The organism is Paenibacillus sp. JJ-100, assembly GCF_948329825.1.
Classification (GTDB): Bacteria; Bacillota; Bacilli; order Paenibacillales; family Paenibacillaceae; genus Paenibacillus.
Map to the genome: position 1 here is coordinate 141378 of NZ_CAOJCM010000007.1, position 13570 is coordinate 154947.

Sequence of the window (13570 nt, forward strand, 5' to 3'; positions counted from 1 at the left end):
ATAATTAAGCAAAAGTTGTATTGAGTAAAAATAATTGTATAAGTGCAAAAATGATTATCATTCTCACTGAATCTTCGATCTGCTGAGAATGCAAAATCAGTTCTAAACCATGCTGCTGCGGGATTCCCGCAGCAGCATGTGCCATTTTTAGGGCAATAACAATGGATCTCATTCTCAATACAAAGGCAAAAAAGCAGCACGTTTATTCTAAAACTCAAGTGAAGGGAATGTGATTTCTATGCAAGCGATACATCAGCCTATGCAAGGAAAACAGCAAGCCAAGCAACACTCAGCCCCTACTCCAGGCCCGAACCGGAGGAAGAGACCTAACTTACGGGCAATGTTGCAGAACAAGGAGATGCAGGCAGCGTTAGGAAGTGGTGTGATGATGCTGATTGCTTGGGGGATTTCACCTTATTTTGCTACGTTATCGGTGATCCTCTACATTGCTGCATATGCCATTGGTGGCTGGACGAAAGCCAAGGAAGGCGTTGAAACTCTGGTTAAGGAGCGGGACCTGGATGTTAACCTGCTGATGATTGCCGCTTCACTTGGAGCAGCCACTATTGGCTACTGGAACGAAGGTGCGATGCTGATCTTCATTTTTGCCCTCAGTGGTGCATTGGAAAGTTATGCGACAGAGCGCAGTCACAAGGACATCTCTTCTTTGTTGGCCCTTAAGCCAGAGACGGCATTGCGGATTGAGGATGGACAGATGCATATCGTGGCTATTGAGGATCTAAAGCCGGGTGATCTGTTACTGGTGAAGCCGGGAGAGCTGATTCCTGCGGATGGCGTCGTCTATCGGGGAAGTTCCTTTATCAATCAATCGTCGATTACCGGAGAATCTATGCCCGTCGATAAAAGTGCAGGCGACGAAGTTTACGCAGGTACTGTGAACGGTGAGGGAGCATTATATGTCGAGGTCACGAAATCGGCGGAGGGATCTTTGTTTGGAAAGATCATCAAGTTAGTGGAGGAGGCACAAGCCGAGGTGCCGGACTCTCAGCGGTTTATGGAACGATTTGAAGGGATCTATGCACGTATTGTTGTAGGGGTTACCCTCGTCGTTATTGTAGGAACACCGATACTGTTGGGGTGGACGTGGAATGAAGCATTTTACAAAGCGATGGTCTTTCTTGTGGTGGCTTCGCCTTGTGCGCTCGTGTCGTCCATCATGCCTGTCATGCTGTCTGCAATGTCCAGTAGTGCCCGCCGAGGTATTCTCTTCAAGGGAGGGGCACATATGGAGAATATTGCTCAAACTAAGGTGGTTGCTTTTGACAAAACAGGTACACTCACCATGGGTACACCTCAAGTAACGGATATCCTTACCGTATCCACCGTAACTAGAGAGCAGTTATTATCTGCGGTAGCATCGATTGAAAATCTCTCCATGCATCCTCTTGCACGGGCAATTGTGGAACAGGCTAACAAGGAGAATTTGCCTATACAAGAAGCGGAGCATGTCCAGTCGATAACCGGGCACGGCATCGAGGGGATAGTAAACGGAGAGGTATGGAGGATAGGGCGACAGAATGGAATGGTAGGGATGCAAACGAGAGAAGGCGAACGGTCTGTAGCAGAATGGGAGAAGATATGTACCCAATTGGAACAGGAAGGTAAAACGATATCTGCTGTAACGATCAATGGTGAGTTTGCTGGCTTGATTGCCATGCGGGATCTGATTCGTCCACAAGCTGCCGTTGCCGTGCAAAAGCTGGAGAGTATGGGTGTCAAAGTGGCGATGTTAACCGGTGACCGTGCTCGTACAGCCTCGGTGATTGCTCGTGAAACGGGAGTTAGTCTGGTCTATGCAGACTTGCTGCCTGAAGATAAGGTCAGACAGGTGCAAGCGCTCCGTGAACAATATGGTCATGTCCTCATGGTTGGGGATGGGGTTAACGATGCGCCTGCACTTGCAGCAGCGACAGTAGGCATGGGTATGGGGTTGTCCGGAAGCGGAACAGCCATTGAGGTTGCCGATGCGGTGCTTATGAACGATAACATTGAAGAGATTGCCTGGGTGATTGGGCAGGCTCGGCGAGCACAGCGCACCGTGAAGTACAATATGGGGTTTGCCATTACGGTCATTCTAGCGTTAATTGCGGGTAATTTTTTGCAGGATGTAGCTCTGCCGCTCGGGGTGGTGGGTCATGAGGGAAGTACAATTCTTGTCATTCTGAATGGATTGAGGCTGCTGCGTTAACGATGAACACCGTGAGTGGGTTATCTTATCATCAGATATTACGTATGGCTCCCGTTTGAACCTGTGATCAGAGGGTAATAGTCGAAGAGGCGTGATAACGTATCTTAATGTATGATTAACGATTTTACTAATGATAAGGGAGTTGTGAAAAATGGGCCGTTACGTACAAGTAGAACCAAATGTAAAAGTATATGTTGAAGATATTGGTGAGGGGACTCCGGTGCTATTTTTGCACGGCTGGCCTGTCAATTATAAAATGTTTGAATACCAGTTAAATGTGCTACCGAACCATGGCATTCGTACCATTGCGATGGATTTCAGAGGTTACGGCTTATCGGATAAACCGTCTACCGGATATGATTATGACCGCATGGCGGATGATGTAAGGGCAGTTATTGATGAACTGGAGCTAACGGATGTAGTGCTTGCCGGTTTCTCCATGGGCGGTGCGATTGCGGCACATTACATGGCGCGTCATCAGGGGCACGGAGTTTCCAAGCTCGCCCTATTGTCAGCGGCAGCTCCTGTATTCACGCAGCGTGAAGGGTATCCGTACGGCTTGACGCCAGATGAGCTGAACGAACAGATTATTGAGCCGATTTTTACGGATCGACCGAAGCTGCTAGATACATTTGGCGGGATGTTTTTTGCGAAAGAGCACAGCAAGCCATTCATGGAATGGTTCCATGCGCTAGGCATGGAAGCTTCATCTTATGGTACGATCAGCAGTGCTATGGCACTGCGGGATGAGGATTTGCGCGGGGAGCTGGAAACGATTCAGGTGCCTACGGCTATTTTCCACGGTAAAAAAGATGAGATCTGCCCGTTTGAATTAGCTGAACAGATGCAAAAGGCGATCCCTTCAGCCGAAATGGTCGTGTTTGAAGAGAGTGGGCACGGTGCGTTTTACGATGAATTGGAAAAATATAATGCGGAACTGATTCGATTTATTCAATCTTGATCTTATGGATACAGACTTGCTGTCATATAAACAGAACATATGAAAATTTATTGAATAGCTTCGGAAAGTTTCAGTACGTTCATGCAATCTTCATTTGTGGCAAAATAAAGAACCCGACTTCAGCTTGCGGCTGTTGTTCGGGTTTTTCTGGTTTTTATATGAAACGTTTAATTTTGCTCTTAGCCTGTAGCGTGATAGCTTATACTCCGTTAGAATAGCTCAGTCAGACCGATCATGGTAATCAGACCAAGCAGGAAGGAGATCGTGGCTACGCGTGCGTTGCCATCGCCATGGCTTTCGGGAATAAGCTCTTTGTACACGATGAACATCATCGCACCGGCTGCAAACGCCAGACCGTATGGTACAAGGCCAGCGACTAAACTGCTGAGTGTAAATCCAATCATAGACGTTACAATCTCTACAGCTCCGGTTAGCGTGGCGATACCAAGTGCTTTGAAACGGCCGATGTTCTGATTGACGAGAAAGAGAGCGACGAGAAACCCTTCCGGTGCATTTTGCAGTCCGATGGAGAAGGCGATCAGGTTCCCCAGATTCTCATCCGTACTCGCGTAACTTACACCGACAGACAATCCTTCCGGCAAGTTATGCATTGTGATGGCGGCGATGATCATAAAGGCTTTGCCTTCGATTTTGAATGGCATTTTCTCCGGATTTTCCAGATCTACGTGAGGAATACGCATCTCCAGCACAAGCAGGACCAAGCTTCCGAGCATAATGCCAAAAGCGAGTACAAACAAATTGGACTGTCCGAGTGCTTCCGGAATGAGATTGTACACCGATGCGGAGGTCATGATACCCGCTGCATAAGCGAGCAGAATGTCACGCAACCGATGTGATATTTTACGCATAAATAGAATGGGCACGGCCCCAAGTCCAGTAGACATGGCCGAAATAATACTGCCTAGTAGAGCGTCGTTCATACTTCCTTTTTCCCTCCTGATGAAGACTTCTTCATAATCGCTGCCTAGCATTGACACCGTACATAAAAGAGATCATAATGAACTACAGATTAGAATAATTATAAATTACAATTCCGTTTCTGCATAGGTGAAAGGTTCATGTACAGGCAGTCTTGGTGGACATGAGGTGGGCTATCCGTTTTAGTGTATGCAAACGCCCGCGCTTTTGATGCCGGAGAACCTGACCTTTTTGCAGAACCTGGGGGAGGAACTATACATGTATAAATCCATTATTATCGGAACAGGCCCTGCAGGGCTGACAGCAGCAATCTATCTGGCACGTGCCAACCTGAATCCACTTGTTATCGAAGGACCTCAACCTGGGGGACAACTGACTACAACGACGGATGTGGAGAACTTCCCGGGTTTCCCTGATGGGATCATGGGGCCTGAATTGATGGATAACATGCGTAAGCAAGCGGAGCGTTTTGGTGCAGAATTCCGCACGGGTTGGGTAAACAGCGTCGACATGAGCGAACGTCCATTCAAAGTTCAAGTAGAGGGCATGGGAGAACTTGTATCCGAAACCCTGATTCTGTCCACAGGTGCATCTGCTAAATATCTGGGTATTCCTGGTGAAGAAACGAACGTAGGCCGTGGTGTCAGCACATGTGCGACATGTGACGGATTCTTCTTCCGTAACAAAGAAATCATTGTTATTGGTGGCGGCGATTCTGCACTCGAAGAAGCGAATTTCCTGTCCCGTTTTGGTACCAAAGTGACACTGGTGCACCGTCGTGAGGAACTGCGTGGTTCCAAAATCATGCAAGATCGTGCACGTAGCAACGAAAAAGTGGAGATGGCTCTCAACCGCACACCACTTGAAATTCTTGCTGGTGAGAATGGCGTTACTGGCTTGAAAGTACTCAACAACGCAACCGGCGAAGAAGAAGTGATTCCGGCAAGCGGCGTATTCGTAGCGATTGGTCACACACCTAACACAGGTTTCCTTGGTGGTCAGATTACTACGGACGAGCATGGTTACATTTTGACCACACCAGGTACTTCTGAAACAAACATCCCAGGCGTATTCGCATGTGGTGACGTTCAGGATACACGCTACAAACAAGCGATCACAGCTGCAGGTAGCGGATGTATGGCTGCTTTGGATGCAGAGAAATTCATTGAAAGTCTGGAGCACAGCGCGGTAGCGTTGTAATTCGGAACCATTGAATAATGGATATAGAATAACAAGCTGGAAGTCCAGTGTTTGAATCATGCTTCTTTAAGCTTATAAATAATTAACCATATATACTAAATATTAATTATGAGGTGAATTACACATGGAAAACGTAATTGTATACACATCCACGAACTGCCCGAACTGCAAATCCGTCAAGTCTTTCCTTGATGAAAAAGGTATTACTTACGAAGAGCGCAACATCGAAACAAACGACGAGTTCGCACAACAAGTATGGGATATGGGTGTACGTGCTGTGCCTCTAACTGTGATTGGTGAACACCGTATTCTGGGCATGAACAAAACTCAATTCGCCAAAGTTCTGGACGCTTAATTGATAACGAGCAGATCTGAACGTGGGTAAAAGGTGAAAAAAAGTAACTCTATTCCGGTTCGCGCGAACCGTTTGAATATAGAAGTGAAGAGAAAGAAAACCGTACCTGTAGAGGTGCGGTTTTCTTTATTTTTCAGATGGAGTGAAGAAAAAGGAAGACGCGTAAAGCAACGTCTAGACTTGAGGACATTGCGTATAAGCGTCTCCTTGATCAGGCTAGAAAAAAATACTCATAAATGTCTGAAATACGACATACACCAGTAAACCTGACAGCATGTACATGAAACCAGCTTTCTTTTTGCTCTGAAATAATCGAAGTATACCCAGGCTGAACAGGGGCGCAAGTACAATCAGGAACAGGAGTACGGTGACAAACATTTGCGCGTTGATATCTGATGTATCCACGTAGGTCACGAGTTTTCACTCCGTTTCATTATCGGATAACACAGCAGTCAGATCACTGCCATGACAAAAATCACATAATCTCATTATACCTCTGGATTTCTTTAACAAAAAGGGAGGAAATGGGGCGAAATCTTGTCAATTTAAAGATTATAAGCTAACTATTAAACAGAGATGCGTACATTTCCTAAAAACTGGGATACAGCGGAATAAGCCGCTCCAATTCGGGTCGAACGGCTACCGAGCGCCGCCCATTCTACTTGCAGACTCCGACGATGATAAGGCAGAGTGCGTTCCTCTACCACCTGAGTGAGTGCCGCCTCGATCCAGGGTCTGGCTTCCGAAAGAGGCCCTCCAATGATAATACGCTCTGGGTTAAAGCTATTGACGATATTGGTAATCCCAATGCCCAGCTTGCGTCCTATGGTAGTGTACAACGCTAACACCGCTTCGTGCCCATTCTGAGCGTGCTCAATCAGTTCCTTGGTCGTATATGCAGGCAGATGCTGCTGATCCGGGTTTTCATATACTTTTTCCGAGGCATATAGCTCCCAGCATCCCCGATTACCGCAAGAACATGGTAGACCCTCAGCTTCAATGGACATGTGTCCAGTCTCACCAGCGTATCCCCAAGCACCCTTATATAATTCACCATCCACCATAATGCCTGAACCAATCCCGATCCCTGCGCTAATATAGATCAGATGACGTACGCCTACACCTGCACCAAAATGCAGTTCGCCGCGAGCTCCTGCGTTGGCCTCATTATCAATCGTGACAGGAAGCTTAAAGTTCTCTTCCAACATGGCTCGTAAGGGAACCATTTCCCATCCTAAGTTGGGCGCAAACAGTACGGTGCCTTGTTCATCGACCATTCCGGGAACACCAATGCCAATGCCGATTACCCCGTGTGGGGAGGGGGGCGCCTGAATAATCAAGTGATCGGCAGCCAGTTTCAATTGTTCAAATACAGAAGCGGTATCATGCTGCTCCAGATCGACAGCGTATTCGGCAACGATGTGCCCCTCCAGATCGGTGAGCACACCTTTCAGACGAGTCACGCTCAGTTCCAGACCAACAGCATATCCAGCTGTCCCTCGAAAAAGTAACATCAAGGGTTTGCGCCCGCCACTGGATTCTCCAGGTCCGATCTCCTGAACCAGCTCTTCGCTGATCAGATCCGCCACAAGATTGGATACCGTTGCTTTGTTCAGACCTGTTACTTCAGACAATTTCGCCCGGGAAAGAGGGGCGTGACGACGAATCGTATCAAGGACGATGGACTTGTTTATTTTTTTGACCAGCATCTGGTCTCCGGTAATTTTCATATCGTTAAGGCACTCCTATTCTCTATAACCGTGATTCTAATCCTTATCCGCTAAGAAGCTATTCGACTATTATAGCGCAAACGAACAGGGAAAAAACAATTTTATTTTTACTTTGTTTAATGGATAGACAAAGTGAAAACGATATGTTAGGATAACGGTGTAAACGATTTCTTTAACTATTTCTTTTAAAACTTTTGAGGAGGCATTTATCACATGGCCTATTTTGAATCCGTTAATAAGATTGCATTCGAAGGTAAAGATTCCAAGAATCCATTTGCTTTTAAACATTATAATCCGCAAGAAGTTGTCGCTGGCAAAACGATGGAAGAGCACTTCCGTTTCGGTATGGCGTACTGGCATACATTAACAGCAGGGGGTAGCGATCCATTTGGTGCTGAGACAGCAGTGCGTTCATGGGATAGCTATTCGGGTCTGGACAAAGCGAAAGTTCGTGTAGAAGCTGCATTTGAATTTATGGAAAAAATGAACCTGCCTTACTACTGTTTCCACGATGTAGATATCGCTCCGGAAGGGGCAACGCTGCGCGAATTCTACAGCAACATCGATACCATCGTTGATTTGCTGGAAGAACACATGAAAGCAAGTGGCAAAAAACTGCTCTGGAACACGGCTAACATGTTCTCTAACCCGCGCTTTATGTTTGGTGCAGCATCGACTTGCAACGCGGATGTATATGCTCACGCAGCAGCTCAGATCAAGAAAGGTCTGGAAGTAGGTAAACGTCTGGGTGCAGAAAACTATGTATTCTGGGGTGGTCGTGAAGGTTACGACACATTGCTGAACACCGACATGCAATTGGAGCAAGACAACATTGCTCGTATGTTCCATATGGCTGTGGATTATGCAAAAGAAATTGGTTTTGACGCTCAGTTCCTGATTGAGCCTAAACCAAAAGAGCCAACGAAGCATCAATATGATTTTGACGCAGCGACTTCTATTGCGTTCTTGCAAAAATATGATCTGCAAAATCACTTCAAGCTGAACCTTGAAGCGAACCATGCAACACTGGCAGGGCATACGTTTGACCATGAGATCCGTGTAGCTCGTATTAACGGCATGCTCGGTTCCCTGGATGCGAACCAAGGCGATCTGCTGATTGGCTGGGATACGGACGAGTTCCCGGTTGATATGTACGATGCTACGCTGACCATGTATGAAGTGTTGAAAAACGGTGGTCTGGGTAAAGGTGGCGTGAACTTTGATGCGAAAGTTCGTCGTGGCTCCTTCGAGCCTGAGGATCTGTTCCTGGCTCATATTGCGGGAATGGACACGTATGCGAAAGGTCTGAAAGTAGCAGCGAAACTGATTGAAGATCGCGTATTCGATGAGTTCATCGAACAGCGTTACAGCAGCTTCAACGAAGGGATCGGTGCAGATGTCGTTGCGGGTAAAGCAACGCTTGCTTCCCTGGCTGAGTATGCTTTGAACAACGAAAACCCACGCAAAAACCAATCCGGACGTCAGGAATTGCTGAGAGCAAAACTGAACCAATACATTCTGGCTGACTAAGATCAGTCATAGAGGAAGGCATGGATGCCCTGATGTGCAGCTTGCTTCTGACTGAAATCATGGGCAAGAATAAAGCAGGAGCATATAGCTTCCTACTCGGTGCGGGTCAAGCTTGCGCCGTGGACGTTGAATAAGCGTGACATTCATACCGTCCCCGCTTTCCTCTGGGAAGGCGGGGACGGTTTGTTGTCGCTTGGAGCTCCTTTGCTGCAAAAGAGTACGGTTGTACCGTTTGAAGGCAAGGTTAAGAGCGGCATGCGGAACGGAGTGGACAGAAAGAACCCGTAGAAACGAAGTGCTCGCATTTACAACCGGATTTCACCCTTGAAGAGGGGGAAGTGAGGAAATCCGGGGGTAAGGGCGATCGAAGGGTTTTCTGCACACGGAGTGACCCACCATGCCGCACCCAAGGTTTTTCATAAACCAATGTCAAAGTGAAGACATTGGAGCCTCTTTGCTGCAAACGAGTACGGTTGTACCGTTTGAAGGCAAGGTTAAGAGCGGCATGCGGAACGGAGTGGGCAGAAAGAACCCGTAGAAACGAAGTGCTCGCATTTACAACCGGATTTCACCCTTGAAGAGGGGGAATGAGGAAATCCGGGGGTAAGGGCGATCGAAGGGTTTTCTGCACACGGAGTGACCTCACCATTGCCGCACCCAAGGTTTTTCATAAACCAATGTCAAAGTGAAGACATTGGAGCCCCTTTGCCGCAAACGAGTACGGTTGTACCGTTTGAAGGCAAGGTTAAGAGCGGCATGCGGAACGGAGTGGGCAGAAAGAACCCGTAGAAACGAAGTGCTCGCATTTACAACCGGATTTCACCCTTGAAGAGGGGGAATGAGGAAATCCGGGGGTAAGGGCGATCGAAGGGGTTTCTGCACACGGAGTGACCTCTCCATGCCGCACCCAAGGTTTCAATCCTGTATAAACGAAAGGAGTATACTTATGAGTTATGTAATCGGCGTCGATCTCGGAACAAGCGCGGTCAAAACCGTTTTGGTTAATCGCGATGGCCAAGTGGCATTTGAAGCATCGGAGGCGTATCCGCTCTACCAGCCTAAGGCTGGATATAGTGAACAAAATCCCGAGGATTGGGTGGAGCAGACGATTGTATCGCTTCGCAAGCTGCTGGAAGTATCCGGCGTACAGCCTTCCGAGATTGAGGGAATGAGCTTCTCCGGGCAGATGCACGGGCTGGTGCTGGTGGATGCCGAGGGCAAGCCGCTGCGCAATGCCATCCTGTGGAATGATACCCGAACGACTGCACAATGCCGCCGGATCGAGAATGTACTTGACAGCAGGCTGCTCAGCATTGCTCGGAACCGTGCATTGGAAGGTTTTACACTGCCTAAGATCTTGTGGGTACAGGAAAATGAACCCGAATTGCTTGAACAGGCGGCTCTGTTTCTGTTACCCAAAGACTATGTCCGTTATCGCCTGACTGGCGACTACGCCATGGATTATTCTGATGCAGCGGGTACGTTGTTGCTGGATGTAGCAGGTAAGCAGTGGAGCACGGATATTGCGACCGCATTCAATCTGCCCATCTCCATTTGCCCGCGTCTGGTGGAATCCTTTGATGAAGTCGGCACGCTCCTGCCTGAGATTGCAGAGCAAACTGGCTTGGCGCAAGCGACCAAAGTATTTGCTGGCGGCGCGGACAATGCTTGCGGTGCAATTGGCGCAGGTATTTTGAGTGAAGGACAGACGATGTGCAGCATCGGTACGTCCGGGGTTGTCCTCTCGTACGAAGAACGAAAAGACCTTGATTTCGAAGGGAAAGTGCACTTTTTTAATCACGGGGAGAAAGATGCCTTCTATATTATGGGGGTGACACTGGCAGCAGGATATAGCCTTTCCTGGTTCAAAGACACCTTTGCAGCAGACAAATCATTTGATGTGCTCCTGCAAGGGATTGACCAGATTCCGGCAGGAAGCAACGGACTGTTGTTCACGCCTTATATCGTCGGGGAGCGCACACCTCACCCGGATGCTAATATCCGCGGAAGTTTTGTTGGCATGGATGCTGGGCATAAGCTGGAGCACTTCGGACGTGCTGTCATGGAAGGTATCACTTTCTCGCTGCGCGAGTCGATTGATATTTTACGAAGCGCAGGCAAGACGGTAAACGAGGTAATCTCCATTGGCGGCGGAGCCAAAAACGAAGCTTGGCTACAGATGCAAGCCGATATTTTTAATGCAACGATTGTGAAGCTGGAGAGCGAGCAAGGTCCGGCGATGGGGGCAGCGATGCTGGCGGCTTATGGCAGCGGTTGGTTCCCGTCGATGCAGGAATGTGCGGCGGCATTTATTCGTCCAGCGAAGTCATACGTACCGAACCCGGAGACAGTGGCGGTATATGATGATTTGTTTGCCCTCTATCAAGAAGTATACGGCCAGACACGCAGCTTGAATGATCGTTTGGCAGCATACCGTTAAGGAAAACGCGGTGTTGATGATCAATTTTCAACTTCTTTGCATTCATTCCTGAAGAGACAACAGTTAAAATAAGAAGCATTCGCGGGAGCGAGTGCTTCTTATTTTTATGTCTACAAACCATAGCTGAAGAACCATATTTTACGGCTTGACCAGGCGTTTGCGGAATATTCTGTGGTTCTTTTTCAGAGAATTAATACTTGAAAATAGCTGTCTCTTCCTGATGGATGCTTTACAATAGTCTTTAACGGAAAAGCGGTGAACACCTGATGGTCCTAAGCTGCCGACTCTGAACAATTAGAAGGAAGTGAACAGATATGAACTTGACGGAGATCCTATTGGAATCAAGGCTGGTTGCTATTGTACGAGGTATAAGCCGAGAAGCGGCGGTTACGGCTGGACACGGTATGACAAACGGTGGCATTCGCCTGATGGAAGTGACACTGAATACACCGAATGCTCATCAGATTATTGCAGATTGGCGCGAACGGCATGAAGGACAAGCCTATATTGGAGCGGGTACGGTACTTAATGTGAGCATGGCGAAGGAAGCTGTAGCTGCAGGAGCACAATTTTTAGTATCCCCGAATGTCGATCTGTCTGTCATTGAATATGCTGTAGAACACGGGATAGAGATCTGGCCTGGGGCGATGACACCGACCGAGATTGTAGCTGCATATGAAGCAGGGGCGAAGGCTGTTAAGTTATTTCCAATGGCCAGTCTGGGCATTCCATACCTGCGTGAGATCAAAGCACCTCTGGATCATATTCCAATCTTAGCAACAGGTGGAGCGACATTAGAAAACATGGATTCCTATTACGCAGCGGGTGCAGCAGCAGTGGGCTTGGGTAGTGCACTTTTGCCAAAAGAGGCTCTGGCCACAGGAGATACTTCCAAGATTGCAGCTCAAGCAAAAGCATTTGTGGAAGCGGCCAAAAGGAAAATGGATAGATAAAGCAAAACATGAAAATCGGGTATATTATAAAATGAACCATGTGTTGAAACAATATTACAAAAAATAAAATTCATTTAACGTGCAGTTTATCATACGACTGTATGATGAACCTATGCGAGTAGCCGGAAAGGAGAGACGCCTTGTGAAAGCCAGAACCATGATTGGCGGTATGTTAGCGGTGGCCGCTGTAACAGTGGGAGGGTTATGGAAAGCGGCGGTGAAAAGTCAGACACCTAAAAAAATTCCCATTACCTTGACCCCACCTATGCCCTTTGAAGATATTACCTTTATGAGTGGAGGAGGTCAGGTGCAAGGTTGGTTCATTCCGGCGAAATCCGATGTTCCGAAACCCTGGCCCCTGATTATTATTGCTCACGGCTGGGGTTCTAATCGTTCCCGTGTGTTAAGGTATGCACGCCCGATATGGGAGGCAGGGTATGCTCTGCTGATGTACGATGTTCGTAGCCATGGTGCCAGTGATGCGGTTCGTGCAGCATCTGCCTATCTGTTTAGGGATGATCTGCTGGCTGCGTTGACGTATGTGTCCAACCGACCTGAGGTCAACCCGAATGCCATCGGTGTGTTGGGTCATTCCCTAGGTGGACTGGGGACCATTCTTGCGTTAACAGAAGGCATTCCGGTCTCAGCCGTTGTGACTGATTCCATGCCATCTCAGTTTCAGGTCATCGTCAGCTCGGAGCTGAGACGTCGGCGTCTGCCGCTGTTCCCGCTGGCGCAGTTGATCCCTCGAATCTGGTTCTGGCGGCTGGGTGAGTCCTTGAAGACGTATCAACAGAATGATCCGGTCATGATGCTCAATGAAAGGCGAAGAGGCATGCATTTACCCCTGTTGATGGTACATTCCAAAGGAGATAATTTTATTCCTCCAAGTGAGCTGGAATATTTCATGTCCAAAGCCGATCCACCTGTAGAGCATCTTTGGGTCAACAGTGAAGGCCATAGTTGTTCTGAGGAAGACCCTTCCTTCTGGGAAACGGTTATTCCATTCCTGAAAACACATGTTCATACCAGAATAGAGCCAACGGGTTATGATGATGAAGTGGCTAAAGTGCAGAATGTGACGGATCTACAGCATACTGCCGGTTGACCAAGAGAAGTGAGAATTAGAACAGAACAGAGAAGAGAAGCATAGTAAAGACTAAGAATAACTATGAATCTAAACATAGAAGACCAAATCTAAAGGTAAAGATCGTGAAAGAACGCCTATTGAATGGGCGTTTTTTTGTTTCGGC

General features: G+C 47.7%; 13 protein-coding genes. 9 read left to right on the forward strand and 4 right to left on the reverse strand.

Translation table 11 applies throughout. The features are described from left to right. Window positions 1-4: 4 nt before the first annotated feature. Window positions 5-172 carry a hypothetical protein gene (locus PQG66_RS21470; RefSeq protein WP_272039861.1) on the reverse strand — a complete coding sequence of 56 codons (168 nt, stop codon included), beginning with the start codon at window positions 170-172 and terminating at the stop codon, window positions 5-7. 66 nt (window positions 173-238) lie between these two features. On the opposite strand from PQG66_RS21470, the gene PQG66_RS21475 reads away from it, so the two are divergent. Together PQG66_RS21475 and PQG66_RS21480 are read left to right on the forward strand one after the other, a co-directional pair. Next, window positions 239-2209 (forward strand): heavy metal translocating P-type ATPase, encoded by a 1971-nt coding sequence (locus PQG66_RS21475; protein WP_442955153.1) that lies wholly within the window; start codon window positions 239-241, stop codon window positions 2207-2209. Between the two features lie 151 nt (window positions 2210-2360). Continuing rightward, on the forward strand, window positions 2361-3170 hold the full coding sequence (locus PQG66_RS21480) for an alpha/beta fold hydrolase (RefSeq protein ID WP_272039863.1): 810 nt from the start codon (window positions 2361-2363) through the stop codon (window positions 3168-3170). Window positions 3171-3379: 209 nt separating this feature from the next. Here PQG66_RS21480 and PQG66_RS21485 read toward each other — a convergent pair whose 3' ends face one another. Further along, window positions 3380-4111, reverse strand: coding sequence for a ZIP family metal transporter (locus PQG66_RS21485; protein ID WP_272039864.1), 732 nt, complete (start codon window positions 4109-4111; stop codon window positions 3380-3382). Window positions 4112-4367: 256 nt separating this feature from the next. Here PQG66_RS21485 and trxB point away from each other — a divergent pair, with 256 nt between their 5' ends. Together trxB and PQG66_RS21495 are read left to right on the forward strand one after the other, a co-directional pair. Further along, a complete protein-coding gene (trxB, locus tag PQG66_RS21490) occupies window positions 4368-5309 on the forward strand; it encodes a thioredoxin-disulfide reductase (RefSeq protein WP_272039865.1) in 942 nt (313 codons plus the stop codon). 124 nt (window positions 5310-5433) lie between these two features. After that, the gene (locus PQG66_RS21495; RefSeq protein WP_272039866.1) at window positions 5434-5664 is read left to right on the forward strand and encodes a glutaredoxin family protein; all 231 of its coding nucleotides are present in this window, start codon (window positions 5434-5436) and stop codon (window positions 5662-5664) included. 216 nt (window positions 5665-5880) lie between these two features. On the opposite strand, the gene PQG66_RS21500 is transcribed toward PQG66_RS21495, so the two are convergent. Both PQG66_RS21500 and PQG66_RS21505 read right to left on the reverse strand, forming a co-directional pair. Beyond that, window positions 5881-6078: a hypothetical protein gene (locus tag PQG66_RS21500; RefSeq protein ID WP_272039867.1), complete on the reverse strand. Its 198-nt coding sequence runs from the start codon at window positions 6076-6078 to the stop codon at window positions 5881-5883. A gap of 152 nt (window positions 6079-6230) precedes the next feature. After that, window positions 6231-7394 (reverse strand): ROK family transcriptional regulator, encoded by a 1164-nt coding sequence (locus tag PQG66_RS21505; protein WP_272039868.1) that lies wholly within the window; start codon window positions 7392-7394, stop codon window positions 6231-6233. A gap of 213 nt (window positions 7395-7607) precedes the next feature. On the opposite strand from PQG66_RS21505, the gene xylA reads away from it, so the two are divergent. The 5 genes from xylA (at window position 7608) to PQG66_RS21530 (ending at window position 13425) form a co-directional block, all read left to right on the forward strand. Beyond that, on the forward strand, window positions 7608-8924 hold the full coding sequence (gene xylA, locus PQG66_RS21510; RefSeq protein WP_272039869.1) for a xylose isomerase: 1317 nt from the start codon (window positions 7608-7610) through the stop codon (window positions 8922-8924). Between the two features lie 99 nt (window positions 8925-9023). Next, on the forward strand, window positions 9024-9212 hold the full coding sequence (locus PQG66_RS21515; protein ID WP_272039870.1) for a hypothetical protein: 189 nt from the start codon (window positions 9024-9026) through the stop codon (window positions 9210-9212). 658 nt (window positions 9213-9870) lie between these two features. After that, a complete protein-coding gene (gene xylB / locus PQG66_RS21520; protein WP_272039871.1) occupies window positions 9871-11364 on the forward strand; it encodes a xylulokinase in 1494 nt (497 codons plus the stop codon). 314 nt (window positions 11365-11678) lie between these two features. Beyond that, window positions 11679-12317, forward strand: coding sequence for a bifunctional 4-hydroxy-2-oxoglutarate aldolase/2-dehydro-3-deoxy-phosphogluconate aldolase (locus PQG66_RS21525; protein WP_272039872.1), 639 nt, complete (start codon window positions 11679-11681; stop codon window positions 12315-12317). 142 nt (window positions 12318-12459) lie between these two features. Continuing rightward, window positions 12460-13425 (forward strand): alpha/beta hydrolase, encoded by a 966-nt coding sequence (locus PQG66_RS21530; RefSeq protein ID WP_272039873.1) that lies wholly within the window; start codon window positions 12460-12462, stop codon window positions 13423-13425. Window positions 13426-13570: the final 145 nt, after the last annotated feature.